18 protein-coding genes are annotated in these 26,312 nt (G+C 68.1%); 13 read left to right on the top strand and 5 right to left on the bottom strand.

Annotated elements, in window-relative coordinates:
• Positions 1-24: 24 nt before the first annotated feature.
• Positions 25-3,657: an autotransporter outer membrane beta-barrel domain-containing protein gene (locus tag ACKI2N_RS34315; RefSeq protein ID WP_420995703.1), complete on the bottom strand. Its 3,633-nt coding sequence runs from the start codon at positions 3,655-3,657 to the stop codon at positions 25-27.
• 275 nt (positions 3,658-3,932) lie between these two features.
• On the opposite strand from ACKI2N_RS34315, the gene ACKI2N_RS34310 reads away from it, so the two are divergent.
• Together ACKI2N_RS34310 and ACKI2N_RS34305 are read left to right on the top strand one after the other, a co-directional pair.
• Positions 3,933-5,366, top strand: coding sequence for a TldD/PmbA family protein (locus tag ACKI2N_RS34310; protein WP_420995702.1), 1,434 nt, complete (start codon positions 3,933-3,935; stop codon positions 5,364-5,366).
• A complete protein-coding gene (locus ACKI2N_RS34305) occupies positions 5,366-6,694 on the top strand; it encodes a metallopeptidase TldD-related protein (RefSeq protein WP_420995701.1) in 1,329 nt (442 codons plus the stop codon). Before ACKI2N_RS34310 ends, ACKI2N_RS34305 begins: the two co-directional genes overlap by 1 nt.
• Positions 6,695-6,712: 18 nt before the next feature.
• Here ACKI2N_RS34305 and ACKI2N_RS34300 read toward each other — a convergent pair whose 3' ends face one another.
• On the bottom strand, positions 6,713-7,615 hold the full coding sequence (locus ACKI2N_RS34300) for a LysR family transcriptional regulator (RefSeq protein ID WP_420995700.1): 903 nt from the start codon (positions 7,613-7,615) through the stop codon (positions 6,713-6,715).
• Positions 7,616-7,787: 172 nt separating this feature from the next.
• Here ACKI2N_RS34300 and ACKI2N_RS34295 point away from each other — a divergent pair, with 172 nt between their 5' ends.
• From ACKI2N_RS34295 to ACKI2N_RS34275, 5 genes are read left to right on the top strand one after another with little or no spacing between them, the layout of a single operon-like run.
• A complete protein-coding gene (locus ACKI2N_RS34295; protein WP_420995699.1) occupies positions 7,788-8,774 on the top strand; it encodes a Bug family tripartite tricarboxylate transporter substrate binding protein in 987 nt (328 codons plus the stop codon).
• A 38-nt stretch (positions 8,775-8,812) separates the two neighbouring features.
• Positions 8,813-9,811: a tripartite tricarboxylate transporter substrate binding protein gene (locus tag ACKI2N_RS34290; RefSeq protein ID WP_420995698.1), complete on the top strand. Its 999-nt coding sequence runs from the start codon at positions 8,813-8,815 to the stop codon at positions 9,809-9,811.
• A 60-nt stretch (positions 9,812-9,871) separates the two neighbouring features.
• Positions 9,872-10,786 carry an SDR family NAD(P)-dependent oxidoreductase gene (locus ACKI2N_RS34285; protein WP_420995697.1) on the top strand — a complete coding sequence of 305 codons (915 nt, stop codon included), beginning with the start codon at positions 9,872-9,874 and terminating at the stop codon, positions 10,784-10,786.
• 4 nt (positions 10,787-10,790) lie between these two features.
• Positions 10,791-11,666, top strand: a complete 876-nt coding sequence (locus ACKI2N_RS34280) for a MaoC/PaaZ C-terminal domain-containing protein (protein WP_420995696.1) — start codon at positions 10,791-10,793, stop codon at positions 11,664-11,666.
• Positions 11,663-12,898: a CaiB/BaiF CoA transferase family protein gene (locus ACKI2N_RS34275; RefSeq protein WP_420995695.1), complete on the top strand. Its 1,236-nt coding sequence runs from the start codon at positions 11,663-11,665 to the stop codon at positions 12,896-12,898. Before ACKI2N_RS34280 ends, ACKI2N_RS34275 begins: the two co-directional genes overlap by 4 nt.
• Positions 12,899-13,244: 346 nt before the next feature.
• Here the strand turns inward: ACKI2N_RS34275 and ACKI2N_RS34270 are convergent, their stop codons facing one another.
• From ACKI2N_RS34270 to ACKI2N_RS34260, 3 genes are all read right to left on the bottom strand, one after another.
• Positions 13,245-13,610, bottom strand: a complete 366-nt coding sequence (locus ACKI2N_RS34270) for a DUF1484 family protein (protein WP_420995694.1) — start codon at positions 13,608-13,610, stop codon at positions 13,245-13,247.
• Positions 13,611-14,464: 854 nt separating this feature from the next.
• Positions 14,465-15,633 (bottom strand): IS3 family transposase gene (locus ACKI2N_RS34265; protein ID WP_420998560.1). Its coding sequence is split into 2 segments (ribosomal slippage): positions 14,465-15,375 and positions 15,375-15,633, totalling 1,170 coding nucleotides; the frame shifts between segments, so codons are not numbered across the junction.
• 197 nt (positions 15,634-15,830) lie between these two features.
• A complete protein-coding gene (locus tag ACKI2N_RS34260; RefSeq protein ID WP_420997895.1) occupies positions 15,831-16,961 on the bottom strand; it encodes an AraC family transcriptional regulator in 1,131 nt (376 codons plus the stop codon).
• Between the two features lie 309 nt (positions 16,962-17,270).
• Here ACKI2N_RS34260 and ACKI2N_RS34255 point away from each other — a divergent pair, with 309 nt between their 5' ends.
• From ACKI2N_RS34255 to ACKI2N_RS34230, 6 genes are all read left to right on the top strand, one after another.
• Entirely contained in the window at positions 17,271-18,272 is a 1,002-nt protein-coding gene (locus tag ACKI2N_RS34255) for a Bug family tripartite tricarboxylate transporter substrate binding protein (RefSeq protein WP_420997841.1), read from the top strand.
• Positions 18,273-18,404: 132 nt separating this feature from the next.
• Positions 18,405-20,090, top strand: coding sequence for a long-chain fatty acid--CoA ligase (locus ACKI2N_RS34250; RefSeq protein ID WP_426990919.1), 1,686 nt, complete (start codon positions 18,405-18,407; stop codon positions 20,088-20,090).
• A 67-nt stretch (positions 20,091-20,157) separates the two neighbouring features.
• On the top strand, positions 20,158-21,150 hold the full coding sequence (locus ACKI2N_RS34245) for a tripartite tricarboxylate transporter substrate binding protein (RefSeq protein WP_420997842.1): 993 nt from the start codon (positions 20,158-20,160) through the stop codon (positions 21,148-21,150).
• A gap of 182 nt (positions 21,151-21,332) precedes the next feature.
• Entirely contained in the window at positions 21,333-22,493 is a 1,161-nt protein-coding gene (locus tag ACKI2N_RS34240) for an acyl-CoA dehydrogenase family protein (protein ID WP_420997897.1), read from the top strand.
• A 457-nt stretch (positions 22,494-22,950) separates the two neighbouring features.
• Entirely contained in the window at positions 22,951-24,873 is a 1,923-nt protein-coding gene (locus ACKI2N_RS34235) for a PrkA family serine protein kinase (protein ID WP_420997843.1), read from the top strand.
• Positions 24,874-24,910: 37 nt separating this feature from the next.
• On the top strand, positions 24,911-26,188 hold the full coding sequence (locus ACKI2N_RS34230) for a YeaH/YhbH family protein (protein ID WP_420997844.1): 1,278 nt from the start codon (positions 24,911-24,913) through the stop codon (positions 26,186-26,188).
• Positions 26,189-26,312: the final 124 nt, after the last annotated feature.

The raw sequence follows: 26,312 nt of genomic DNA, 5'->3' as shown, positions 1-26,312 counted from the left end.
GCCGCGCCGCCGCGAGCCCCGCCCTCACCAGTTCATGCGAAAGCCCACCACGCCCTGCACGCCGGCGTGGCTCTTCTCCCCGCCCTCCAGCGGGAACAGGCCGTCGACATTGCCGAACACGCTGGCCTGCTTGCCGATCTTCGCGGTGATGCCCAGGCCGAGCTGGCCCCAGTGCCCGCCCGCGCGGGTCTGGATCTGGTCGACGCCGCCGTAGTCCACGGTGTTCCTGGCGCCCGACAGCGTGGACCACAGGTTTGCCCGCGCATAGGGCTGCAGCAGCTTGTCGCCCTGCCTGCCGGTGAACTGGAGCCGCGCGCCGAGCCGCGCCAGCACGCTGTTGCTGGTGCCGAGGCCGACGGTGGAGAAGGCGTCCGCCGCATTGTTGAGCTTGATGCGCTGGTAGATCAGCTGTGCCTGGGGCTCCAGGCTCCAGCCGGGCCGCGGCTGGAGCGGATAGCCGCCTTCGAGCGAGGCCACCACGCCGTGGCCGTCCACGCCGATCGCGGTGCGGCTGGTGGAGGCGGTGCCGCTGTAGGACGTGAGCTGCAGGACCGCGTCGCCGTACCAGCCGGCCGCGCCGTAGTGGGTCCAGTACGCGCCGGCGCTGGCGCCGTCGACCTTGAGGCGGCCGGTGCGCTCGCGCACGTAGGCGGTGGATCCGGCGTTGGTGACGGTGCCGTCCACGCCGCCGCTGGCGTGCGCCACGCCGATGTACAGGCCGGCATGGTCGCGCCGGCCGTCGCCGCGCTGGTCGTGATAGAGGTCGGCGCCGACCTGGAAGCCGGCGATGGTGGCCGAAGTCGCCGGGTTGCCGAGGCCGCCGTAGCGGTCTTTGTAGGCGCTGCCGAACAGCCGGCCCCAGTGGCCGTTGCGGACCTTGCCGGCGGCGGTGCCGTCCGCGCGCAGGTTTTCCTGTTCGCCCACGCGCTCGTGCAGCGTGCCCAGCGTGAGCTGGCCGACGCGCGCCGCGGTCGGCATGGCCGCGCCGTAGACCGACAGTTCGGGCCCCAGGATGGCGTGCGGCGGCGGCTTGGCTTCGCCGGGCGGTGTGCTGCCGGACTCGTCGGGCTGCTCGATGCCGCCGAACTCGAAGGTGCTGCGCAGGTACCAGTTCTCGGCCTGCGCGCTCTCGCCCCGCGGGCCGCCGCGGAACAGCCGGTAGTCGTAGGCGCCGGCGCGCACGTCGCGCGCGAGGTGGAAAGCGCCCGCGTCGGTGGCGCCGCCGCGGACCGCCTCGACCAGCAGGATGCCGTCGGCGGTCTGCGCGCCCTGGCCGCCCGCGTTGTTGACGAGCACGGCGGTGCTGCCGCTGGCGCGGCCGGCATCGATCACGAGCCTGTCGGCGGGGGAATCGTCGCCGCCCAGCGCGGCGTTCATGACCAGGGTGCCGCTGCCGCCGCCGGTGCCGCCGGCATAGCTGCCGGCGGTCAGCGTCTTGAAGCCGCCGGCCGGAGCGAAGGCGACGGTACCCGCGCTGGCGATGCCCGCCACCGCCGAGTCGCCCGTCACCTGCCAGGCGCTGCTGCCGTCCACGGTGACCTGCCCCGCGCCGCTGGCGGCGCCGGCGAACAGCGAACCGGTGCTCAGGCTGAGGTTGGCCACGGCCGGCGCGGCGCCGGTGCCGGTGACGCGGATGTCGCCGGCCAGCGCCGAGCGCTCCAGGTTCAGGTTCAGCGTGCCACTGTCCACACGCACGCCGCCCGCGCCGCTCAGGTAGGTATTGTTGCGCGCGTTGACGTCGATGGTGCCGGCGGCGATGGTATCGACGACATTGCCGCCCGCATCGGTCAGCACCGTGTCGCCGACATGCATGAGCATGGCGCCGTCCACCCTGCTGTGGCTCAGGTCGAACCCGGCCGAGCCGCCGACGGCGGCCAGGGCGATGCCGCCGGGGGCCTCGACCGTGCTGCCGGCGACGTCGATCGCGCTGCGCATGCCCGGCGCCGTCGCCAGGCTGATCAGGCCGCCGCCGAGCTCGCTGCGCACCGTGGCGTTGGCCAGCGCCACGCGCGGCGCGTTGGCGGCAAACAGGCCATAGCCGCCTTGCCCCCGCACCTGCACGGCAACGCCGCTGGCGCTGACCTGCGCGGCGTTGCTGGCGTAGATGCCGTGGCTGCCGTTGCCGGTCGCGAGCAGCCGGGTGCCGTCCAGGGCGAGGCGGGTGCCGGGCACGCCGCGGCCGTTGGCCAGCACCGCGGCGACGCCGTTGCCCTGCGCGGTGACGTCGCCACCGGTGATCGCCATCTCCGCGCCTTGCAGCACGACCGCGCCGTAGCCGTCGCCCTTGGCGAGCACGCTCACGCCGTTGGCCTCGACCACCGCATGCGCGCCCGCGACACCGGTGTTGTCGGCCGCATAGAGGCCGTGCGCGCTCTGCCCTTCGGTGGTGACGCTGCCGCCGTCCATGCGGATGAGGCCGCCGTAGCCGACGACGCCGGCGGCATTGAGGCCGAAGGTGTGGACCGTGGTGCCGGTCAGGGTCGTGGTGGCCAGGGCGGTGGTCTGCCAGACGCCGGCGCCATAGTCGCCCCGGGTGACGATGCCGGCCTGCTTCAGGTTCACCACCGCGTGGCCATCGACCTGCACGCCGTAGCCGGACCGCGCATCCCGCGCGATCTCGATCCGCGCGCCCTCGATGTCGACGCTGGCGGGCCCGGACGAGGGATTCCTCGCCACCATGATGCCGATGGCATTGTTGCCGCCGGCGGCGATCGAGCCGCCTTTCATGGCCAGGCCCGCACCTTCGCCGACCAGCATGGCCGGCATGCTGCTGGCGGACTGGCCGACCTTGACGTCGTCGAGCGTGATGCGCGATCCGCTGCCCATGCTGCGCACGGCGTTGGCATGGCGGCCACCGTCGATGGTGCTGCCGGTCACGTGGATCGTGGCGCCGTTCTGCGCCGACAGGGCGATGCCGCCCGCCGCGATCGCGCCGCCCGTCATGACGGCCTGCGAGCCCGCGCCGTCCGCATGGATGCCGTGCGCCGTGCCGCCTGCCGTGGTGATCGTGGTATCGGCCAGGATGGCCTTGCCGCCGCCCGAGATGCCGACGCCGTGGGCGCCGTAGCCGGTGGTGGAGATGGCGCTGTCCGCGAGCGTGGCCAGCGAGCCGGCGCCGTCGACGGTCACCCCCGCATAGGCGGTGCTGAACCGGCTCTGCTCCAGCGACAGGCTGGCGCCGCCGGCCACGCTCGCGCCGATGCCGGCGGCGGTCTTCAGTTCGCTGCCGGCCATGCTGACCTGCGTGCCCGCGCCGCTTGCCTCGATGCCGGTGGCGTCGCGGCCGCCGGTCGCGATGTTGCTGTGGTCGAGCGTCAGGCTGGCCCCGTCGGCCACGCGCGCGCCGGGACTGGCCCGGCCGGTGGTGGTGATGCCGCTCTTGCCGGTGTTGGCGCCGGACTGCTCGTACATGCGGACGACATCGCCAGGGCCTTGCAGGTCGAGGCCGGGAGTATTGTCCGAATCGCCGACGATCTGCAGGTCTGCCAGGTCCGCGGCCTGCACGCCGCCCATGCACAGCGAGGCGGCGGCGATCGCCAGGGCGCGGCGCAGCGCGCGGCCGGCCCGCGCGGGCTTGCCCTTCGAGCGGGCATATTCGGGAACCGGCACCCACGTGCCGACGGATTCACTCCAGATAATGCGATAGGCGGTATTCATTGGCTGTTGCTGGTCCCGTTCGTGGATGGTCGGCACCAACGTAAAGCAATCGCCTGCGCGCCCGGCAGCGGTGAATTCTCAATGGAGGTGGTGAATTTTCTTAAAACTGATTTAAATTAAATTGAAAACAAATTTGTTTGGTACGAATACGAAATAAATAATTCAAATAAATCCAGTCAGATGGACGGAGGCGGGTTTTGGTGGGGAGGTTTCTGGCGGGGCGGCGCCACCGGCGTAGTAACATGCGCTCTCCAACATCGCTTCCGGAGTCACCCGTGTTCGAACGCGCCAGGCAGGATTTCGCCGGTCTCGCCACCCGCGCCGAATTTCATTCGCTGCGGCTGGTCCGCGAGAGCAGCGAGCATTGCGCGATGCGGCGCGGCGTGGCCGAGCCACCCTCGCTCACGCAGGAGGCGGGCGCGATGATCACGGTGCGGCTGGACGGCGTGGAGGCCTATGCCGCCACCAGCGACACCAGCGCGGCCGGCCTGCAGCGCGCGCTCGACACCGCCGGGGAACTGGCCGGCCGCATCGCCGCGCATGGCCTGGTGGACATGCGGGGGCTGCCGCCGCAGCAGGGCCGGTCCCGCTATGCGTCGCCCGGCGCGCAGGATGCCTTTCCCGGCCTGGCCGAGCGCTTCGCGCTGCTGGCCGAGGTCAGCGCCGGCGTGCCCGCGGACGCGCGCATCGTCAGCCACACCGCCTACCTGTCGCACCTGTTCCACGAACAGCTCTATCTCAACAGCGCGGGCGCCGAGCAATGGCAGGCGCAGCGCTTCGTCTATCCGGGCCTGAGCGTGACGGCGTTCGACGGCGGCGACAGCCAGACGCGCACCTTCGGCGGCTTCGGCAGCGGCCAGCAGGGCGGCTTCGAGGTGGTTGCGCGGCTGGGCTTTGCCGACGCCGCGCCGCGCGTGGCGGACGAAGCCCTGCAGTTGCTGCTGGCGCCTAACACGCCCGGCGGCCTCACCGACCTGCTGCTGATGCCGGACCAGATGATGCTGCAGATCCACGAATCCGTCGGCCATCCGCTGGAACTGGACCGCATCCTCGGCGACGAGCGCAACTACGCCGGCACCAGCTTCATCACGCTGGAAGACTTCGGCCACTACCAGTACGGCTCGCCGCTGCTGAACATCACGTTCGATCCCGGGATCCCGCAGGAGCTGGGCAGCTACGGCCACGACGACGACGGCCAGCCGGCCAGCAAGGCGTTTCTGATCCGCGCCGGCATCCTGCAGCGCCCGCTCGGCGGCGCGCTCTCGCAGTTCCGCAGCGGATTGCCGGGCGTGGCCAACAGCCGCGCCAGCAGCTGGAACCGCGCGCCCATCGACCGCATGGCCAACCTCAACCTGGAGCCGGGCGACCGCACGCTGGCGCAGCTGGTGGGCGGCATCGAGCGCGGCGTGCTGATGTCCACCAACCGCTCGTGGTCCATCGACGACGCGCGCAACAAGTTCCAGTTCGGCTGCGAATGGGGGCGCCTGATCGAGGACGGCGAGCTCAAGGGCGTGGTCAAGAATCCCAACTACCGCGGGGTCTCGGCCAATTTCTGGCGCAGCCTGGCGGCGGTGGGCGACGCCGGCACCTTCGAGGTCCACGGCACGCCGTACTGCGGCAAGGGCGAGCCCAACCAGATCGTGCGCGTGGGGCATGCCTCGCCGGCGTGCGTGTTCCGTCAGGTGGAAGTGTTCGGGGGAGCCGCGTGATGGCCGATGCGGAATCGTTGTTCGCGGCGCTGGCCGACGACGTGCGCGCCGCGCTGGCGCCGGGCGAGGCGTTCACGCTGTGGTACAGCGCGGAGTCCTCGGAATTCATCCGCTTCAACCGGGCAAGGGTGCGCCAGGCCGGGCGCGTGGCACAGGCCACCGCGCGCCTGCAGCTGATCCGCGACGAGCGCCACGCCAGGAGCCAGATCGCCCTGTCCGGCGACCCCGCCACCGACCGCGCGCGCCTGGCCGAAGGGCTGGACCGGCTGCGCGGCGCGGTCGCCCAGTTGCGGCCCGATCCCTACCTGACGCTGGAGCGCGAACCCTGGCAGCGCCGCTTCGCCGACGATAGCGCGCCGCCCGACACCAGCCACGTGCTGGCCCGCATCGACGAGGCCGCGCGCGGGCTCGACCTGGTCGGCATCTATGCCGCCGGCCCGCTGTACCGCGGTTTCGCCAGCAGCTTTGGCGCCTTCGGCTGGCATGCCGCGCAGGCCTTCCATTTCGACTGGAGCCTGTTCCACGCCAACGGCCAGGCGGTCAAGGCCGACTATGCCGGCGACCGGTGGGACGACGGCGAGTTCGCCAGCCGCTTTGCCGCCGCGCGCGCGCAACTGGAACACCTCGGCAAGCCGGCGCGCACGCTCGCTCCGGGCGATTACCGCGCCTATCTCGCGCCGGCCGCGCTGGAGGAAGTGGTGGGCATGCTGGGCTGGGGCGGTTTTTCCGCTCGCTCGCTGGCGCAGAAGGAAAGCCCGCTGCAGCGCCTCTATGACGGCAGCGCGAGGCTGAGCGGCCTGATCGACATGGATGAGCGCGCCAGCGGCGTGCTGGCGCCGGCTTTCGGCCCCGAGGGCATTCCGCGCAGCGACACGGCGCTGGTGCGCGCCGGCCGGCCCGCGGCGCGCCTGGTCTATCCGCGCAGCGCCCGCGAGTATGGCCTCGAGACCAATTGCGCCGACAGCGGCGAGGCACCGCACGCGCTCGCGCTGGGCGCCGGCACGCTGGCGCAGGACGACGTGCTGGCGGCGCTCGGCACCGGGCTCTACATCGGCAACCTCTGGTATCTCAACTGGTCCGATGCGCCGGCCGCGCGCATGACGGGCATGACCCGCTTCGCCACCTTCTGGGTCGAGGACGGCCGCATCCGGGCGCCGCTGGGCACGATGCGCTTCGACGACAGCCTCTACAGCTTCCTCGGCGAACACCTGGAAGCGCTCACGAGCGAACGCCAGCTGCGCGTGTCGAGCAGCACCTACGGCGAGCGCCAGACGGATTCGAGCCTGCTGCCGGGGGCGCTGGCGGGCCGGCTGAAGCTCACGCTCTAGGCTGCCCGCGCCGGTGCCTCACACCGGCTCCTGCGCCGCATCCTTCAGATACTGCACCAGCGTCTCCGCGAACTGCGGCAGCTCGCGCCCGGGGCGGCGCACCAGGCGCAGGTCGCGCTTGGCCCATTCGTCTTCGAGCGGAATGAAGCGCAGCACCTTGCGGCTGGCATAGCGGCGCGCGCAGCTGTTGGGCACGATGGCGATGCCCGCGCCGGCTTCCACCATGCGGCACACCGCGTCGAAGCTGCCGAGCTGGATGCGCAGGCTGATGCGCTTGCCCATGCCGCTGGCGATGCGGTCCAGGAACGACTGGATCGCGCTGAACTGGTTGAGCCCGACGAAGCGGCAGGTGTCGAGCAGGTCGGCGAAATGCAGCCGCGTGAACTGCGGCAGCGGGTGGTTGACCGGCGCGATCACGATCAGCTCGTCGCTGCACAGCTGCATCACTTCCAGGTCGTTGGTGGCCACTTCGCCGGCCACGATGCCGAGGTCGGCCGCGCCCGCGCCGATGGAAGAGACGATGGCCTGCGAAAGCTGCTCTTCCAGCTCGATGTCCACGTCCGGGTTTTCCGAGAGGAAGCGCGACAGCGCCGTGGCCAGGAAGGAGTTGGTGGCGGTGGTGTTGGCCAGCAGCCGCACGCGGCCCTTGACGCCCTTGGCGTAGGGGCGCAGGTCGGCGTGCAGGCATTCGAGCTCGCGGAACACCTCGCGCGCGTGGCTGAGCAGCGCGTCGCCGGCCGGCGTCAGGCGCACGCCCTTGACCTGGCGGATCAGCAACTGGGTCTGGAAGGCTTCCTCGAGCTGCTTGATGCGCGTGCTGGCGGCGGGCAGCGACAGGAAGCTGCGCTCGGCCGCGCGGGTCAGGTTCTCCGTCTCGCCGACGTTGAGGAAGAGGCGCAGGTCGGTCAGGTCGTAATGCATGTGTTTTGCTGGGCCAAAGGCCTCTTTTGTGAATCGTGAATAGCCATGTCTCCGCCGCCAATTTATCGTATTCGGCGTGGCAATAGAACCAAAAAGGCCGGATCGCCCGCATTGCGCGGGCGGTTACCGGATAGTCCGGCGCGCCGCCGCCGGGCTCACAGGAGGAAGACACATGACAGAACGGCGCGGCAGCGCTCGCATGCTGGCGGCTGTGGCCGCCGCGCTCGGCCTCGCGGCGGGCCTGATGGATACCGCGCAGGCGGCCTGGCCCGACAAGCCGGTGCGCCTGATCGTGCCCGCGGCGGCGGGCGGCACCACCGACATCGCCTCGCGCCTGGTCGGCAAGCGGCTGGGCGAAGTGCTGGGCCAGCCGGTGGTGGTGGACAACCGCGCCGGCGGCGCCGGCATCATCGGCGCGCAGGCGCTGCGCCAGGCCGCGCCCGACGGCTACACGCTGATGATGGGCAATATCGGCCCCAATGCCATCAACTACGGCCTGTACAAGCAACTTCCCTACCGTGCCGAGGACTTCGCGCCGGTCACGCTGGTGGTGTCGGTACCCAACGTGCTGGTGGTCAATCCCAAGGTGCCGGCGAAGTCGGTGGCCGAGCTGGTGGCGCTGGCCAAGGCCGAGCCGGGCAAGCTGTCCTTCGCCTCGTCGGGCACCGGGCAGTCGGTGCATCTGTCCGGCGAGTTGTTCAAGAAGCGCACCGGCATCGACATCATCCACGTGCCCTACAAGGGCGCCGCGCCCGCCGTGGCCGACCTCGTGGCCGGCCAGGTGACCATGATGGTGGACAACCTGCCCAGTTCGATGGCGCAGATCCAGGCCGGCAAGCTGCGCGCGCTGGCGGTGACCAGCGCCGCGCGCGTGCCCGAGCTGCCCGACGTGCCGACCATGAAGGAAGCGGGGCTGGACGATTTCCAGGTCACCGCGTGGTTCGGCCTGGTGGCGCCGGCCGGCACGCCGCCCGCGCTGGTGTCGCGCCTGCAGAAGGCGGTGGCGGCCATCCTTGCCGAGCCGGAGGTCAAGGCGCGCCTGGCCGAGCTCGGCGGCATGCCGGGCGGCGATACGCCCGAGCACTTCGCCGCTTTCATCAATGCCGAGCGCGTGCGCTGGGCCAGGGTGGTCAAGGATACGGGCATCCCGCTGCAGTGATGTCACGACAAGCCGCAACGGCACCGAGGAGACAAGGCATGGAAGCATCGCGCGCATTCCCCCGCCGGACCTGGCTGACGGCAGCCGCCGCGGCGCTGGCCGCCGGCCTGCTGTGCGCCGGCGTGCCGGCGCTGGCCGACACCTGGCCGGCCAGGCCGATCCAGCTGCTTATCCCGTATCCGCCGGGCGGCAGCGCCGACCTGCTGGCGCGCCCGGTGGCGGCGAAGCTCCAGGAGCGGCTGGGCCAGCCGGTGGTGCTCGACTACCGGCCCGGCGCGGGCGGCACGATCGCGTCGCAGCAACTGGCGCGCGCCAAGCCGGACGGCTACACGCTGATCGTGGTGCTGGCCGCGCACGCCATCAACGCCAGCCTCTATCCCCGGCTGCCATACGACACGCGCAAGGATTTCGCGCCGGTGTCGCTGGTGGCCAACCTGCCGCTGATCCTGGCCGGCAGTTCGTCGTTGAAGGCGAGGACGGTGCCCGAGCTGATCGCCCAGGCCAAGGCCGAACCCGGCAAGCTGACCTTCGGCTCGGCCGGCAACGGCAACACCGGCCACCTGTCGGGCGAGCTGTTCGACAGCCTGGCCGGCGTCAAGATGACCCACGTGCCGTACAAGGGCAGTTCCCAGGTCGTCAACGCCATGCTGGCCGGCGAGGTGCAGCTGACCTTCGACAGCATCTCCACCACCATGCCGCACGTGCGCAGCGGCCGCCTGCATGCTCTGGCCGTGACCAGCGGCAAGCGTGCCACACTGGCGCCCGAGGTGCCCACGCTGGCCGAGTCCGGCGTGCCCGGCTTCGACATCAACGGCTGGTACGCGGTGCTGGCGCCGGCCGGCACGCCGCCGGCCATCGTCGACCGGCTCAGCAAGGAAATCGCCGCGGTGCTGGCGCAGCCCGAGCTGCGCGCCAATCTCGCCGCCAACGGCTACGAGCCGGTCGGCTCCACGCCGGCCGCGCTGGGCGCGCACATCGATGCCGAGATCGCGCGCTGGGGCAAGGTGGTCAAGGACTCCGGCGCGCGGCTCGAATGAGTGCCGCGCCGCCGTCTCTATTTGAACGAACTAGTGAACACGCAGACAGGAGCAGATGACATGAGTGGATTGATGGCAGGCAAGGTAGCGCTGGTGACCGGCGCGGGCGGCGGCATCGGGCGCGGCGTCGCGCTGGAGCTGGCCAAGGCGGGCGCGAAGGTGGTGGTCAACGACATCGGCGTGTCGCTCACGGGCGAGGGCGGCGACGCCGGCCCCGCGCAGCGCGTGGTCGACGAGATCCGCGCCGCCGGCGGCACCGCGGTGGCCAACACCGACAGCGTGTCGAGCTGGCAGGGCGCCAACGCCATCGTGCAATGCGCGCTGGACAACTTCGGCCGCATCGACGCCGTGGTCAACAACGCCGGCAACCTGCGCGACCGCATGTTCTTCAAGATGAACGAAGAGGAGTGGCGCTCGGTGATCGACGTGCACCTCAACGGCACCTTCTTCGTCAGCCGCGCGGCCGCCAACCACTTCAAGGACCAGGAAAGCGGCGCCTACGTGCACATGACCTCCACCTCGGGGCTGATCGGCAACCTGGGCCAGGCCAACTACTCGGCCGCCAAGCTCGGCATCGCCGCGCTGTCGAAGTCCATCGCGCTGGACATGGCGCGCTTCAACGTGCGCTCGAACTGCATCGCGCCGTTCGCGTGGAGCCGCATGACCAGCTCGATTCCGTCGGAGACGCCCGAGGAAAAGGCGCGCGTGGCCAAGCTGCAGAAGATGGAAGCCAACAAGGTGGCGCCGATGGCGGCCTTCCTCGCCAGCGACGCCGCGCACGAAGTCAACGCGCAGATCTTCGCCGTGCGCGCCAACGAGATCATGCTGATGAGCCAGCCGCGCCCGGTGCGCTCGGTGCACATGAGCGAAGGCTGGACCCCGGAATCGATCGCCGAGATCGCGATTCCCGCCATGCGCGGCAGCTTCTTCAAGCTCGAGCGCTCGCCCGACGTGATCAACTGGGACCCGATCTGACACCATGCCGCTCGACTACAACCGCATCAAGCACTGGGACTTCCCCGAGGTCGTGCAGACCTACGGCGAGAAGGACTCCATCCTGTACGCGCTCGGCCTCGGGCTGGGCGAGCAGCCCGGCGACCCGCGCCAGTTGCGCTACGTCTACGAGGCGCAGCTCAAGGCTTTTCCCACGCAGGCCGTGGTGCTGGCCTACCCAGGCTTCTGGATGCAGGACCCCAGGAGCGGCATCGACTGGGTGCGCATCGTGCACGGCGAGCAGCGCCTGCGGCTGCACCGCCCGCTGCCGGCGGCCGGCACCGTGCGCGCACGCGCGCGCATCAGCCATGTGATCGACAAGGGCGCCGACAAGGGCGCGCTGGTGATCATCGAGCGCACGCTGGTCGACGACGCCAGCGGCGCGGAGCTGGCCACCGTCACGCACACCACGTTCTGCCGCGCCGACGGCGGCTTCGGCCAGGGCGACGCCCCGCCCGAGGCGCTGCCGGCCGCGCCGGCGCGCGCGCCGGACGCGGTGCGCAGCCTCGCCATCCTGCCGCAGGCGGCGCTGCTGTACCGCCTCAACGCCGATCCCAACCCGCTGCACGCCGACCCCGAAGTGGCCCGCGCCGCCGGCTTCGACAAGCCCATCCTGCACGGCCTGTGCACCTACGGCGTGGCCGCGCGCGCGCTGGTGGACACCTTCGCCGACGGTGACGGCGACCGCCTGCTCGAACTCGACGTGCGCTTCTCGCGCCCGGTCTTCCCCGGCGAAACGCTGGAAGTGCGCATGTGGCGCGACGGCGAGCGCGATGGCGCGCAGCGCGTGCTGTTCGACGCCCGCATCCCCGCGCGCGACGTCACCGTGCTCAGCAACGGCCTGGCGGAGTTCCGCGCATGAGCGCCCCGATGAAAAGCGCGCTCGACGGCGTGCGCGTGCTCGACCTGTCCCGCATCCTGGCCGGCCCCTGGTGCGCGCAGAACCTGGCCGACCTCGGCGCCGAGGTCATCAAGGTCGAGCGCCCCGGCGTGGGCGACGACACCCGCTCGTGGGGCCCGCCCTGGCTGCCCGGTGGCGACGGCAAGCCCTCGCGCGACGCCACCTACTACGCCGGCGCCAACCGCGGCAAGCGCTCGGTCACGCTCGACATCGCCAGCGCCGAAGGGCAGGCCATCGTGCGCGAGCTGGCGGCCAGGTCGCAGATCGTGCTGGAGAACTACAAGGTCGGCGACCTCAAGCGCTACGGCCTCGACTACGACAGCCTCAAGGCCATCAACCCCGCGCTGGTCTACTGCTCCATCACCGGCTACGGCCAGGAAGGGCCGAGCGCGCACAAGCCCGGCTACGACTTCATCTTCCAGGGCATCGGCGGGCTGATGAGCATCACCGGCGAGCGCGACGACCTGCCCGGCGGCGGCCCGCAGAAAGTCGGCGTGGCGGTGGTCGACATGCTCACCGGCATGTACGCCACCGTCGCCGTGCTGGCCGCGCTGCGCCACGCCGAGCGCACCGGCGAAGGCCAGCGCATCGACATGGCCCTGCTCGACGCCGTGGTCGCGGTCGGCGCCACGCCGATCATCGCCCAGCGCGTCACCGGCAAGGTGCCGGGCCGCTTCGGCAACGCCCACGCCAACATGGTGCCCTACCACGTGTTCGCCACCGCCGACGGCTACATGATCGTGGCCGCCGGCAACGACGGCCAGTGGCAGGCCTACTGCCGCGGCGTGGAACGCCCTGACCTCGCGCAGGACGAACGCTTCGTCACCGGCTCGGGCCGCATCGTCAACCGCGAGGTGCTGGTGCCGCTGCTCGAAGCCCACATGCGCACCCGCACCACCGCGCACTGGGTCGAAGCGCTGGAGCGCGAAGGCATTCCGTGCGGGCCCATCAACGATTACGCCCAGGTGCTGGAAGACCCGCAGGTGCGGCACCGCGAGTTGCAGGTCGATCTTGTGCGTAGTGATGGTGGTGTGTGTCCTACGGTGAAGAGCCCGTTGCGGCTGTCGGCTACGCCGGTGCGTTATGACGCGGCGCCGCCGCGGCTGGGTGAGCATACAGATAGTGTGTTGGGGGATATCTTGGGGATGTCGGCGGAGCGGATTGGGGAGTTGCGGGGGAAGGGGGTGGTTTGAGGGGGATCGCGCGTCGGTACTAGCCGCGCGATCTTGCCGCCGATTTGCTCCCCTCTCCCGCTTGCGGGAGAGGGGACGGGGGAGAGGGCCGGCGCCAGCGAATGCCCCCGCGCTGGAAAAACCGGCGGCTTTGTTTCCGGCCTCTAGCTGGCCACTACCGTTGGCCCCGCTCGATGCGGCTCCTAGTCAAACCGCCCCTCTCCCCGTGAGGAGGAGGACACCTTGCTGGGCTAACTTGGGCGGCATGAGTGCATCCTGGCAGCTTCGTTCATTGTTGCCCAAGTTGTTGCTTTCGGATCGGTCGGGGAAGAAGGGGCCAGCCATCGGGCAGGCTCTTGCCCCGCCTTCAGATCATTCCCTGCATCCGATTCGCAGCACTATCCAGTTGCCGTTTCAGAGGCGCCAGCAGGGAATGGACACCGAGACTGTCCACGCACGCGATGTCATCCCCTTCCAGAAGTCGCAGCACTGCACCCAAGCCAGCGCTGACGCGCAACAAGGTATCGCAGCCATCCGCTGTCGCGCCGTGGATGCTGCCACGGAGTTCGTCGAGTTGGTAAGCGAGTTCCTGCACCCGGAGCTTGTCGGGGGTGTCGGCGGGAAAGGTGAGTTCGATCAGTTCGGCAATCAGGGGCGATTGGCGGGAAACAGCCAAGACATGCGTTGCAGGATTAATGGTTGATTGCTCTGAATAAGCAGTGGTGTTCGGCATTTCAGGCTCCTTTCATTCCATCGAAAGGCCCGCCGCTCATTTCCACGTGAGGGTGGCGGGCCCGCAGCGAGGGTGGAAATACCGGGGAATGAAAGCAACCGGCCAGCCCGAAGGCTGCCTCGCCCGGCCCGCCTCGGGATTGTAGGCGCGCGCGAACGTATTGGACACAAAAAATCCACAAATGTGGCTGTCCATCTTTCATTTCTCCGGGTTTCCACGCCCGGTCACCGTTGTGGGGTGACGGATGAATTCTGGGGGAGCAGGCGAGCAGATGTCAATCAGCATGCCGAGCCGAATACCTTGGGCGTGGCAATTCGGCAGCAGGGATCCCAAAGGGGAGTCGTACCTGTGACTGGCCATGCGGGTAAGAGGAGGCTCGGTAGTCGAAAATTCTGAAAATTCCGGAAAAAACTTTGGAGCATTCTGACAAAAGGCCGCCGGTTCGTGTGCTGTACAGGGTGCGGTGAGGAGAGGGCATGGCAATCAATCCCTTCCCCACGGGGTGCGAATGAGAACCCCGTCCAGGTTGTAGTCGGCGCTTAGGCTCGCGGATCTGCCGAATACGTACGTGCCCCATACACCCGCGCTCCGGTCCACCGCGCCCACCACGAAACCAGGAGGGTGCTATGTCGTGGCCGCCCAAGCCGGTAACGGCAGATGGCCGGACAAGCAGTGCACCCGCCATCATAGGTCTGACCCCGAAACCAATACCACCAGCAAGACCGTGGTGAGTGGAACCGGTAACGGCAGGATGCCAGCAGAACCACAGTCCCCACCACGAAACCACCAACAACCAGAAATCCCAACGTTTCTGCCCCTGCCGGCCAGGCAGTCCGTTTTCTTTGCTGTGGTGGTCAAGTAATCGTGGACACTTTTCTGGCCACTTCCACCTTTAAATTCTCGTACTCGGCTGGCGGCATGTTCATCGCGGCCGAGTGCAATCTCTGTTGGTTGTAGAAGAACAGCACGTAGTTCGTGATGTCCGCCTGTGCCTCCGCGCGGTCGCAGTAGATCCGGTCGCGGATGCGCTCGCCCTTCAGGCTGCAGAAGAAACGCTCGACGACCGCGTTGTCCCAGCAGTTGCCCGCCCGACTCATGCTCGGTGTGATCCCTTCCTCGCGCAACAATTCCTGGAACGCATGGCTGGCATACGGGCTGCCCTGATCCGAGTGAAACATCAGGCCCTCGGCCGGCTGCCGGCTCGACAGCGCGATTCTCAGTGCCCTCACCACTAGCCGCGTGTCGGCCGAATTCGAGTAAGCCCAACCCACCACCCGCCGCGAGAATAGGTCCATCACCACGGCCAGGTACAGCCAGCCTTGCTGCGTCCAGATGAAGGTCACATCTCCAGCCCACACCCGGTTCGGTTGCGCGACGGCAAACTGCCGGTTCAATCGGTTCGGCGCTATGGCCGAGGACTTCCCGCCCTTCGAGTAATAATGCTTGCGAGCCTTCCGGACCGCGACCTGGGCTTCCCGCATCAATCCTCTGGCTCGATGGCGTCCGACAGCATGGCCTCGTCTGCGCAGCTCCTGCGACATGCGGCGGCTGCCGTAGCTTTGCCCACTCGTCTCATGAATCGCCTGGACCTGACCCATCAGCGCCTCACGTTGGGCACGCGGCTTGGCTTGCCGGGCCTTCCACGCGTAGTAGGTGCTGCGCGGCATGCCCAGGGTCTCGCACACCACCGCCACCGGCCAGACCTTCTCCGCCTGTTCGATCACTTCGTATTGCGATCGAGTTCCTTGACGAAGAAGGCCGTGGACTTTTTTAGGATGTCACGCTCCCGCTCCAGCCGGGCCACTTGCCGCTCCAGATCCCGGATGCGGCGCTGGTCGGGCGTCAAGCTCGTCGGGTCACTTGTGGTCGGTACCGGCTTCGCCTGGCGATTGCCAATCCAGCGACGAAGCGCTGTCTCACCAATGTCCAGTGCCTTGGCGGCATTGGTCACTGAATACCCCTGCTCTAGCACCAAGTTCACTGCGTCGGCCTTGAACTCGTCGGAGAAATCTCTGCGTCCCATCATCACCTCTCTAGTTGACCGGAAGTCTACCTTTTGAAGTGTCCAGGATCATTAGACCACCACAGTCGCTCCGGGGGAGCGAAAGCCTTTGACTTTGAAGTTAAGATTTTGATTTTAATATTTGACTTTTTTAATTAAAAAATCCTAATTACGAATACACACAGCGACACCGCAACTCCTATCCACTAAATGACGAGCTACGCCGCAAACCCCATCATCTGCCGCTGCCGATACTCCCCCGGCGCCACGCCAGTCCATTTCTTGAACGCCCGGTGAAACGTACTCTGCTCCGAAAACCCCACCCTTAACGCCACCTGCTGCAACGGCAGGTCGGTGTGTTCCAGAAAACCGATGGCGGCGTCGCGCCGCAGGCTGTCCTTGATGCTCTGGTAGCCGCGGCCTTCGTCGCGCAGGCGGCGGCGCAGGGTTTGCGGGGTCAGGCGCAGGGTTTCGGCCATCTGTTCGAGCGAGGGCAGTTCGCCGTCGAGGTGGCAGCGCAGATGGCGGCGGATGCGCTCGGCCAGGCAGGAGTCGTCGCGGTAGCGGGTCAGCAGGTTGCGCGGGGTGTCGTGCAGGAAGGCTTGCAGGCTGGCGGCGTCCTGCACCACCGGCAGGCGCAGCCAGCCGGCGTCGAAATGCAGCGCGGTATGCGGCTGGCCGTAGCGGACCTGGGTATTGAAGACGCGTTCGGTGTCGGTGCGCCGCGCCGGCGGGCTGCCCGCTTCCGGCGCGGCGGCCGCGAGGTCGACGGCGGCGAGCGGGATGCGCTGGGCCACCAGCCAGTTGGCTACGCCGTAGGCCTGGAAGGCGAAGGTGGATTCGGCGTAGAGGCGGCACGGCGTGGCGGCCGCGCGCGGCAGCAGCAGCAGGGTGGCGCGGCCGTCGTGCTGTTGCAGGCGCGGCACGAAGTCGTGCAGGTGGAGCCGGTATTGCTGGAGCCCGACGCGCAGCGCGTCTTCCAGCGTGGCGCAGTGGATCAGCGCGCGGCAGGCCTGGGCGAACACGCCGGGCGCCAGCGGCCGGTTCAGCAGCCCCCAGAACTCGTCGCGCGTGACGCGGCGCATCGATCGCATCAGCGCGGCGAACTGGTCTTCGCTCACGCGCGCGCTGGGTGACTGCAGCAGGGCGGCGGGAATGCCGGCGCGGCGCAGCAGCGCGTCGATGTCGCAGCCGAGGCGGCGCGCGCCCAGCATGATCTGCTCGACCTGGAGCACGGAGATGGTGTGGCGGGGCGGCAGGCCGGCGTGCGGCGCCGCCCGCAGCGGGCGGGAAGCGGCCGGAAGCGATGGCGGCGAAGGCGTGCCCGCGCCGGAAGCGGCGATATGCATGGTCTCCTCGTCCTCGTCCTCGTTGCCGCTGCCCTGGCTGCCGGATGCTGCGGCGCGGCACGGGGCGCGCGGGCCGGCGGGCCGGCGGGTCTGGCGGGATGGCGATGCCGGGTCTGCGCCGGCCATGGCACCAGTTAGCCCGATGCGATGGCGCGGCACAATCCGGATTTACCAAAGGCAGGCTTTTCCCTGAGCGATTCGGCCAATGATTTTGGGCCGAATGGTCATTGTCCACGCAGCGCAGCATCGCGCAATCTCGTTGCCTGGGCATTGGGGCCCGGATGAGGGGGCGGGATGGGGGAAGGCAGGATGCAGGCAGATCGTCGCAGGACCTTGTCGTGGCTGGGCGCGGCGTCGCTGGCCGCCGGCGGCATTGGCCGGTTCGGCCCGGCCCGGGCGCAGGGCGCGGCCGCCAACTGGCCGAGCCGGCCGGTGCGGCTGGTGGTGCCTTACCCGGCCGGCGGCGCCACCGACGTGCTGGCGCGCGCCATCGCCGAGTCGCTGGGCAAGACGTGGGGCAAGCCCATCGTGGTGGAGAACCGCCCCGGCGCCAGCGGCATGATCGGCGCCGACGCGGTGGCCAAGGCCGAGCCCGACGGCCACACTGCGCTGCTGACCATCACCACGCTGGTCCAGGCGCCGAGCCTGTACGCCAGGGCGCCGTTCGATCCGGTGCGCGATTTCGCCCCGGTGTCGCAGCTCGGCACCACCAGCCTGGTGTTGGCGGTGCACAACTCGGTGCCGGCCGCCACGCTGGCCGAATTCATCGCGCTGGTGAAGTCCAGGCCACGGCAGTTCAACTACGGCTCGTTCGGCACCGGTTCGAGCGGCCATCTCTACGGTGAGATCTTCAACGACGCGGCCGGGCTCGACATGACCCACGTGTCCTACAAGGGCGAGGCGCCTGAGCTGAACGACCTGCTCGGCGCGCAGGTGCCGGCCGCCATCATTTCGGTGATGGGCGCGCGCCCGCATGTGGCCAGCGGCCGGCTGCGCGCGCTGGCGGTGACCGGCCCGGCGCGCGCGCCGCAACTGGCCGACGTGCCGACCTTCCGCGAGTGCGGCGTGGCGGGCATGGACTCGATGGGCTGGTTCGGCCTGCTGCTGCCCGCGGCCGCGCCGCGCCCGGTGGTGGAGAAGTTCTCCGCCGACGTCAACCGCGCGCTGGCCGCGCCGGCCGTGCGCGGACGCATGAACGACATGGGCGTGGTGCTCTCGGGCAGCACGCCGGACGCCTTCGCCGACACCATGCGCAGCGACTACGCGCGCTGGGGCAAGGTGATCCGCACCCGCAACATCCGCCTCGACTGATGCCGCGCCGGCGGTGCCCGGCGCTTTCCCCATACCTGTATCGCCATGATGCAAGCTGCTTCTTTCCCTTCTCTCCCCTCTTTCCCTTCCGCCTCCGTTCCTCCCTGCCGCTCGCCGTTCTGGCCGCCCGGCATGCCGGCGCAGATCCAGGTGCCGCGCACCAGCCTGGCCTGCAACGTGGAGGTCGCCGCGCGGCGCTACCCGGACAAGACCGCCATCCAGTTTTTCGGCAACGCCATCAGCTACGCCAGCCTGCAGGCGCAGGTCGAGCGCATGGCGGGCTATTTGCAGCGGGCGTGCGGCGTGGCGCCGGGCGACCGCGTGCTGCTGTTCAGCCAGAACTGCCCGCAGTTCATCGTGGCCTACTACGCCATCCTGCGCGCCGGGGCGGTGGTGGTGCCGGCCAACCCGATGTGGCTGACCGCGGAGCTGGCGCACGTGGTGGAGGACAGCGGCGCGGTGGCGGCCTTCGTCGCCGCCGAGCTGTATGCGCGCATCGCGCCGCTGCACGGCGCGCGGTTGCCGCACGTGATCGCGCACCAGTACGGCGACATGCTTGCCGCCGCCGACCGCAGCGGCGCCGCCGTGCCGGCGTGGCTGCACGAGCGCGCGCCGCTGCCCGCCGGCGCGCCGGCCGGCGCCACGCTCGCCCTGTGGATGCAGGCCGACGCCGCCGGCCACAGCCCGGGCCCGGACGAGGCCGGCTACGACACCCTGTGCATGCTGGCCTATACCTCCGGCACCACCGGCCATCCGAAGGGCTGCATGCATACGCATGGTTCGCTGATGAGCGCGGCGGTGGGCTCGCAGCGGTGGCGCGGCGCCCTGCCGGACAGCGTGACCTTGTCGGTGGCGCCGATGTTCCACCTGCTCGGCATGCAGAACGGCATCCACGCGCCGCTTTACCTGGGCGCCACCATCGTGCTGCTGCCGCGCTGGGACCGCGCGCTGGCAGCAGACCTGATCGAGCGCTACCAGGTCACCACCTGGGGCGCGCCGCCGGCCATGCTGGTGGACTTCTTCGCCCAGCCCGGCATCGCCGGGCGCGACCTGTCCAGCCTGGCTTATCTCGGCGGCGGCGGCGCGGCCATGCCGGACGCGGTGGCGTCCATGCTGCAGGAGCGCTTCGGCCTGCCTTACGTGGAAGCCTATGGCCTGACCGAGAGCGCGGCCTTCCTGTTGTCCAATCCGCGCCACCGGCCCAAGCGCGAGTGCCTGGGCATCGCCACCTTCGGCGTGGACGCGCGCGTGATCGACCCGCTCACGCTGGCCGAGCTGCCGCGGGGCGAGCTGGGCGAGATCGTCACGCACGGCGCGCAGATCATGCTGGGTTACTGGCGCAACCCCGGGGCCAATGCCGAGGCGTTCATCGAGATCGACGGCAAGCGCTTCCTGCGCACCGGCGACCTGGGCTTCATGGACGAGGAAGGTTATTTCTTCATGCGCGACCGCCTGAAACGCATGATCAACGCGTCCGGCTTCAAGGTCTGGCCCGCGGAAGTGGAAAACCTGCTCTACGGCCATCCGGCCATCCATGAGGCCTGCGTGATCGCCGCGCGCGACGCGCGCCGCGGCGAGACCGTCAAGGCGGTGGTGGCGCTCAAGCCCGCCGCGCGCGGCACGCCCGAGGCCAGCGCCGAGCAGATCATGGCGTGGTGCCGCGAGCGGCTGGCGGCCTACAAGGTGCCGCGCATCGTCTGCTTCGTCGACGCCCTGCCCAAATCCGCCACGGGGAAGATCCAGTGGCGGGCGCTGCAGGAAAAGGAGCAGGAGCAGCCGCAGGAGAAGCTGCAAGCGCAGCACGGCGACCCCGCCTGAGGAGGGGCCGAAGGGCGGCACCGGGACATCACGACAGCAAAAAAAAAGCGAACTGGGGGAGACAACGATGAAGACAACGCGGCGGACCTGGCTGGGCCAGGCGGCGGCACTCGGCGGCGGCGCGCTGCTGGGCGGCTGGCAATGGCCGGCACGGGCGCAGGGCAACTACCCGGCCAAGCCCATCCGCATGGTGGTGCCGTACCCGGCCGGCGGCGGCACCGACACCGTGGGGCGCATGATCGGCCAGCGCCTGGCCGAGGCGTGGGGCCAGCCCGTGGTGGTGGACAACAAGCCCGGCGCCAGCGGCATGCTCGGCAACGACATCGTCGCCAAGGCGGCGCCGGACGGCTACTCCGTGCTGCTCGGCATCACCGCCATGATCCAGTCGCCGAGCCTGTACAAGCGGATTCCTTACGACGTCGCGCGCGATTTCCAGCCGGTGTCGCTGCTGGCGCGCTCGTCCGACCTGTTCGTGGTGCCCAACCGGGTGCCGGCCGCCACGCTCGCCGAGTTCGTGGCGCTGGCCAAGGCCAGCCCCGGCAAGCTCAGCTATGGCTCCTACGGCAACGGCACGTCCTCGCACCTGCATGGCGAACTGCTCAAGATGCAATCCGGGCTGGACCTGGCGCACATCCCGTACAAGGGTGCCGCGCCGCTGATGGGCGACGTGCTGGGCGGCCAGGTGGACTCGGCCTTCGTCGATGTGACGTCCGCGAACAGCTATTTAAATAGCGGCAAGTTCAAGATCCTCGCCATCACCGGCACGCAGCGCTACAAGTCGATTCCCGCGGTGCCCACCTTTGCCGAGGCGGGCTTCGCCGGCTTCGAGCCGAGCGGCTGGTTCGCCGTGTTCGTGCCGGCCCGGACGCCGCGCGAGGTGGTGGCCAGGATGTCGGCCGAGGTCGGTCGCATCGTGCGCCTGCCGGAGATCTCCCAGAAGCTGGCGGGGATGGGCTTGCAGCCGGTGGGGTCGTCGGCCGAGGAACTGGCCGCGGTGATCGCGACCGACACGCCCAAGTGGGCCCGCATCGTCCAGGACGCGCATATCCAACTCGACTGAGCGCCGGCGCGCCCGCCAAAGAGCATCAATCGATACATCGCACCACTTTTTTGATAGAGGCAGTTCCTGGCTGCCTTGCTGACCAACCGCGCGGCTGCGGTGTTGCGGCGCAGCACCCGCGGCTCCCCCTGACGAATTTCCCGGAGAACACCAAGATGAAGAGCACCGACAAGAACATGGCGATGGCGGCCCGCAAGGTGCCCTGGATGAACGAGGAACTGACCCTGTTCCAGGACACCGTGCGCCGCTTCGTCGAGCGCGAGCTGGCGCCGAACGAAGCGCGCTGGGCCGCGCGCGGCCATATCGACCGCGAGGTCTGGAACCGCGCCGGCGAAGTCGGCCTGCTGTGCGCGAGCATTCCGGAGGAATACGGCGGCGGCGGCGGGAACTTCGCGCACGAGGCGGTGATCTGTAACGAAATGGCGCGCGCCATCTCCACCAGCCTGGGCAATGGCGTGCACAGTGGCATCGTGGCCCATTATTTGCTCAACTACGGTACCGAGGCACAGAAGCGCAAATGGCTGCCGCAGATGGCTTCCGGCGCCATGGTTGGCGCCATCGCCATGTCGGAGCCCGGCGCGGGGTCCGATCTCAAGTCGGTACGCACCCGGGCGGTGCGTGAAAAGAACCAGAACGGAGACGTCTATCGCATCAACGGTGCAAAGACTTTCATTACGAACGGTTACCACGCCGACCTGGTCTGCGTGGTGGCCAAGACCGATCCCGAGGCCGGCACGCGCGGGGTCTCGCTCATCATGGTCGAGACCCGCGATCTGCCCGGCTTCCGGCGCGGCCGCATCCTGGAAAAAATCGGGCAGAAGGGGCAGGACACCGCCGAGCTGTTTTTCGACGACGTGTGCGTGCCGGCGGAAAACCTGCTCGGCACCGAGGAGGGACAAGGCTTCTATCAGTTGATGCAGCAGTTGCCGCAGGAACGCATGATCATCGCGCTGGGCGCGGTGGCGAGCATGCAGCGCGCCATCGAGCTCACCACGGATTACGTGCGCGAGCGGCAGGTGTTCGGCAAACCGCTGATCGATATGCAGAATACGCGTTTCAAGCTCGCCGAGTGCAAGACCGAGGCAACCATTGCCGCGACCTTCGTCGACGACTGCATGATGCGCCTGCTGGCGGGCGAGCTCGATGCCCCCACGGCTGCCATGGCGAAGTGGTGGTGCGCGCAGAAGAATTGCGAAATCATCGACGAATGCCTGCAGCTGCATGGTGGCTACGGCTACATGCTCGAGTACCCGATCGCGCGGATGTACGCCAACGCACGCGTGGGCAAGATCTACGGCGGCTCCAACGAGATCATGAAGGAGCTGGTGGCGCGCACGCTGTGACGCGACGCCGCGCGCGGCGTCGCGAGGCGTGTGCGGCAGCCTCTCATGCGGATGCCGTAGGGCATTGGCGGTAGTGCCGGGCGCAATGCCGCGCGGGGCGTGCGTTGCGCGGCGGCGAGCGTGCTAGCGGTTACAAAACCATCTATGCACGCTGAGCGGGAAAGGTGTAATGTGTGTCACAAGACATGGTCCAAATGCCCGTCGCGAGTGGGGGCTGGAGCAGCAGTACGGAGACCGCGCCTGACGTTGCGCCGCCGTTGCGCAGTTGCAAAGTCAGACGAGAAGTTGGTCAACCGGCTCTTAGCCTTCGCCGTTATTTGACTATGATGAAGTAAAGGCCTCGCAACATGGCCAGCACCGCCAAGCCGGGGTGGCGGAGTAGCAGACGCTGGCGCGGGATCTTTGGATGCAGCAGATGTGCCTTCTGCCTCGGACGGGAATCTGACGGGAGTGAGGTATGGACATTTTCGGCCACTACGCCACACGCTTCGAAGCTCGCAAGGAAGAGGAATACAGCATCCAGGAGTACCTGGATATCTGCAAGAAGGATCCCTCCGCCTACGCGACCGCCGCCGAGCGCATGCTCGCCGCCATCGGTCAGCCCGAACTGGTGGACACCCACCACGATCCACGGCTGTCCCGCCTGTTCTTCAACAAGGTCATCAGGATCTATCCGGCCTTCCGCGAGTTCTACGGCATGGAGGACACGATTGAGCAGATCGTCTCGTTCTTCAAGCATGCCGCGCAGGGACTCGAGGAACGCAAGCAGATCCTCTATCTGCTCGGGCCTCCGGGCGGCGGCAAGTCCTCGCTGGCGGAGAAACTCAAGGTGTTGATGGAGCAGATTCCCATCTACGCCCTGAAGGGCTCGCCCATCCATGAATCTCCGCTCGGGCTGTTCTCGCCCGAGGAAGACGGCAAGATTCTGGAAGAGGACTACGGCATCCCGCTGCGCTACATCAACACCATCGCCTCGCCGTGGGCGGTCAAGCGCCTGCACGAGTTCAACGGCGACATCACGCGCTTTCGCGTGGTGAAGCTGCGCCCCTCGGTGCTGTCGCAGATCGCCATCTCCAAGACGGAGCCGGGCGACGAGAACAACCAGGACATCTCCTCGCTGGTCGGCAAGGTGGATATCCGCAAGCTGGAGGATTTCCCGCAGGACGACCCGGATGCCTACTCGTATTCCGGCGGGCTGTGCCTGGCCAACCGCGGCCTGCTCGAGTTCGTCGAAATGTTCAAGGCGCCGATCAAGGTCCTGCACCCGCTGCTCACCGCCACGCAGGAAGGCAACTACAAGGGTACCGAGGGCTTCGGCGCGATTCCCTTCGACGGCGTCATCCTGGCGCACTCGAACGAGGCCGAGTGGCAGACCTTCAAGGCCGACAAGAACAACGAGGCTTTCCTCGACCGCATCTACATCGTCAAGGTGCCGTACTGCCTGCGCGTGTCGGACGAGGTGAAGATCTACGACAAGCTGCTGCGCAGCAGCTCGCTGTCGGCCGCGCCGTGCGCGCCGAACACCTTGAAGATGATGGGGCAGTTCGCCGTGCTCACGCGCATCAAGGAGCCGGAGAATTCGAACATCTTCTCCAAGATGCGGGTATATGACGGCGAGAGCCTCAAGGACGTCGACCCGAAGGCCAAGTCGTACCAGGAATACCGCGACTACGCCGGCATCGACGAAGGCATGAACGGCCTGTCCACGCGCTTTGCCTTCAAGGTGCTGTCCAAGGTCTTCAACTTCGACAACACCGAGGTGGCGGCCAATCCGGTGCACCTGCTCTACGTGCTCGAACAGCAGATCGAGCGCGAGCAGTTCCCGCCGGAACAGGAAGCCAAGCTGCTGTCGTACATCAAGGAGTACCTGACCACGCCGTTCGTGGAGTTCATCGGCAAGGAGATCCAGACCGCTTACCTGGAGTCGTACTCCGAATACGGACAGAACATCTTCGACCGCTACGTGGTGTTTGCCGACCTGTGGATACAGGACCAGGAATATCGCGACCCGAATACCGGCGAGATTCTCGACCGCAACGCGCTGAACGACGAACTCGAGAAAGTGGAGAAGCCCGCGGGGATATCCAACCCCAAGGACTTCCGCAACGAGATCGTCAACTTCGTGCTGCGCGCGCGGGCCAACAACGCGGGCAAGAACCCCGCGTGGACCAGCTACGAGAAGCTGCGCATGGTGATCGAGAAGCGCATGTTCTCCACCACCGAAGACTTGCTGCCCGTGATCTCGTTCAACGCCAAGTCCTCCCGCGAGGACCAGGACAAGCACGCGAACTTCGTCAACCGCATGGTTGAGAAGGGATACACGGCGAAGCAGGTCCGCCTACTTGTGGAGTGGTACTTGCGCGTCAGAAAATCATCGTAACGGCGCCTGGACGAGGCCTCTCCAAGAGGGCAAGCATATGGCCACGGTCATTGATCGGCGCGAGAACGGCGGCAATAAAAGTGCCGTCAACCAGCAACGCTTCATCAAGCGCTACCGCGAACAGATACGCCAGGCGGTAGCGAAGGCGGTGTCCGGCCGGAAGATCATGGACATCGAGCAGAGCGGGCAGGTGTCCATTCCGGTCAAGGACATCTCCGAGCCAGCCTTCCACCACGGCCAGGGCGGCCGGCGGGAGTGGATCCACCCGGGCAACAAGAAGTTCGTGCGCGGGGACAGCTTCGACCGCCAGCAGCAAGGGGCGGGCGGAGGCGGCTCGAAGGCCAGCGACTCGGGCGAGGGCGAGGACGATTTCGTCTTCACCCTGTCGCGCGAGGATTTCCTCAATTTCTTCTTCGAGGACATGGCGCTGCCGGACATGGCCAAGCGCCACCTTGCCAAGATCGCCGAGGTCCGCAAGGTGCGCGCCGGCTTTTCCATCGACGGCACGCCTTCCAACCTTTCCATCCTGCGCACCATGCGCAGCTCGCTCGGGCGCCGCATCGCGCTGTCCAGCCCTTACCAGAAGAAGCTCGACGTGCTCGAGCGGGAGTACGGCGAGGTCCTGGAACAGGACGGTCCGTACTCGGCGCGCGCGCTCGAGATGATGAAGGAGATGCGCCACCTGCGTGCCTGCGTGGAGCGCGTGCCTTTCATCGAAAAGCTCGACCTGCGCTACAACAATCGCGTGCTGAAGAAGCGCCCGCAGGCGCAGGCGGTGATGTTCTGCCTGATGGACGTCTCCGGCTCGATGGACGAGAGCCGCAAGGATCTCGCCAAGCGCTTCTTCATGCTCTTGTACCTGTTCCTCAAGCGCAATTACGAGCGCATCGACGTGGTATTCATCCGCCATCACACGGTGGCGAAGGAAGTCAACGAGGAGGACTTCTTCCATTCGCGCGAGTCCGGTGGTACGGTTGTGTCCAGCGCGCTCAAGCTGATGGTCGAGGTGATCCACGACCGCTATCCGGCCAGCCAGTGGAACATCTACGTGGCGCAGGCATCCGACGGCGACAACTGGGCGGGCGATTCGGAGTTGTGCGGGCGCCTGCTGCGCGAGTCCATCCTGCCGCTGGTGCAGTACTACGCCTATGTGGAGGTGGCCTCCGAGGAGCCGCAGAATCTCTGGGAAGAGTATCTGATGGTAAGGGACCGGCATGAGAACTTCGCCATGCAGCGCATCATCGGCGCGGAGGAAATCTATCCCGTGCTGCATGACCTGTTCCAGAAGAAGGCGGCCTGGCCGGGCAGCCGCTGAACCCGCGGGTTCGGCCGCATCCGGCTGCCGCTGCCAGTTGCCCGCGCAACGCATTGGCTTTGCTCTCCCGAGGAGGCGGGGAGCGCGCGATGCGGGGCCGGCGAGACCGACTGGCAGGTATTCG

Origin of the sequence: Cupriavidus sp. 30B13, assembly GCF_049059565.2 — a bacterium.
In the GTDB taxonomy this organism is placed as follows: Bacteria; Pseudomonadota; Gammaproteobacteria; order Burkholderiales; family Burkholderiaceae; genus Cupriavidus.
The sequence above is the reverse complement of the archived record's forward strand: the minus strand, read 5'-3'. Positions and strand labels throughout refer to the sequence as shown.

Excerpts from the sequence above, each read along its gene's own strand:
- ACKI2N_RS34315 (WP_420995703.1), bottom strand. The coding sequence starts at position 3,657 with ATGAATACCGCCTATCGCATTATCTGGAGTGAATCCGTCGGCACGTGG.
- ACKI2N_RS34305 (WP_420995701.1), top strand. The coding sequence starts at position 5,366 with ATGGCCGATGCGGAATCGTTGTTCGCGGCGCTGGCCGACGACGTGCGC.
- ACKI2N_RS34300 (WP_420995700.1), bottom strand. The coding sequence starts at position 7,615 with ATGCATTACGACCTGACCGACCTGCGCCTCTTCCTCAACGTCGGCGAG.
- ACKI2N_RS34295 (WP_420995699.1), top strand. The coding sequence starts at position 7,788 with ATGACAGAACGGCGCGGCAGCGCTCGCATGCTGGCGGCTGTGGCCGCC.
- ACKI2N_RS34290 (WP_420995698.1), top strand. The coding sequence starts at position 8,813 with ATGGAAGCATCGCGCGCATTCCCCCGCCGGACCTGGCTGACGGCAGCC.
- ACKI2N_RS34285 (WP_420995697.1), top strand. The coding sequence starts at position 9,872 with ATGAGTGGATTGATGGCAGGCAAGGTAGCGCTGGTGACCGGCGCGGGC.
- ACKI2N_RS34280 (WP_420995696.1), top strand. The coding sequence starts at position 10,791 with ATGCCGCTCGACTACAACCGCATCAAGCACTGGGACTTCCCCGAGGTC.
- ACKI2N_RS34275 (WP_420995695.1), top strand. The coding sequence starts at position 11,663 with ATGAGCGCCCCGATGAAAAGCGCGCTCGACGGCGTGCGCGTGCTCGAC.
- ACKI2N_RS34270 (WP_420995694.1), bottom strand. The coding sequence starts at position 13,610 with ATGCCGAACACCACTGCTTATTCAGAGCAATCAACCATTAATCCTGCA.
- ACKI2N_RS34260 (WP_420997895.1), bottom strand. The coding sequence starts at position 16,961 with ATGCATATCGCCGCTTCCGGCGCGGGCACGCCTTCGCCGCCATCGCTT.
- ACKI2N_RS34255 (WP_420997841.1), top strand. The coding sequence starts at position 17,271 with ATGCAGGCAGATCGTCGCAGGACCTTGTCGTGGCTGGGCGCGGCGTCG.
- ACKI2N_RS34250 (WP_426990919.1), top strand. The coding sequence starts at position 18,405 with ATGCCGGCGCAGATCCAGGTGCCGCGCACCAGCCTGGCCTGCAACGTG.
- ACKI2N_RS34245 (WP_420997842.1), top strand. The coding sequence starts at position 20,158 with ATGAAGACAACGCGGCGGACCTGGCTGGGCCAGGCGGCGGCACTCGGC.
- ACKI2N_RS34240 (WP_420997897.1), top strand. The coding sequence starts at position 21,333 with ATGGCGGCCCGCAAGGTGCCCTGGATGAACGAGGAACTGACCCTGTTC.
- ACKI2N_RS34235 (WP_420997843.1), top strand. The coding sequence starts at position 22,951 with ATGGACATTTTCGGCCACTACGCCACACGCTTCGAAGCTCGCAAGGAA.
- ACKI2N_RS34230 (WP_420997844.1), top strand. The coding sequence starts at position 24,911 with ATGGCCACGGTCATTGATCGGCGCGAGAACGGCGGCAATAAAAGTGCC.